The organism is Janthinobacterium sp. KBS0711 (assembly GCF_000988085.1).
GTDB classification, from domain to species: Bacteria; Pseudomonadota; Gammaproteobacteria; order Burkholderiales; family Burkholderiaceae_D; genus Janthinobacterium; species Janthinobacterium lividum_E.
The window spans coordinates 121,044-121,754 of the sequence record NZ_LBCO01000035.1; the positions used below are offsets into that span (position 1 = coordinate 121,044).

Here is a 711-nt window from a genome sequence, read left to right on the forward strand (position 1 = left end):
ATAGCTGAAGGCGTCAGGACCGAAGTAGTTGGCATTCGGCACATACGTCACCTTGAAGGCGCGATTGCCGCCCCCCGCCGCGCCGCTCGACACCACCGTGACGGTGCCATGCTGCGGCGGCGTGACGATGGTCACTGCCGTGATCGGGCTGCCATCCGTGGAGGCGATGGTCAAACTCACTTCCTGGTTGGCCGACGTCGTCGCCGTTTCATTGGCTACCGGCGGCGGCGCCTGGTTCACCTGCAAGGTCAACGCTTGCTGCACCGTGAACTGGTGCACGTCCTTGGCCTGCAAGGTAAAGTTGTAGCTGCCCGCCACCGTCGGCGTGCCGCTCAACACACCGGTGGCCGCATCGAGCGCCAGGCCGGTCGGCAAGGCGCCGCCGCTCACGGCATACGCATACGGCGCGATGCCGCCAGCGGCCGTGAATGCCTGGCTATACGCGTCGCCGGCACGGATCGCCGCCAGGCTGGCCGGCGTCAGGCTCAAGGTGGGCGCAGCGACGGCCAGGGTGTAGCTGTTGGTGGCGCTGAACGGCGCCCCCACGCCCGTGCTGCTGTCCGTGACCTTGATGCTGACAGGGAAACTGCCTGCCACATTCGTCGTGCCGGACAATACGCCAGTCGCCGCATTCAAGGTCAAGCCGGCAGGCAAGGCGCCGCTGCTGATGCTGAAGGTATGTGGCGCCGTGCCGCCCGCCGCCGTCAGGGT

The 711-nt window shown here is 67.1% G+C and carries 1 protein-coding gene; it reads right to left on the reverse strand.

Annotation, left to right across the window (positions count from 1 at the left end; genetic code table 11):
• Nucleotides 1-711, reverse strand: a 711-nt coding sequence (locus VM94_RS27475; protein WP_200899262.1) for a putative Ig domain-containing protein, incomplete at both ends; no start/stop codon positions are given.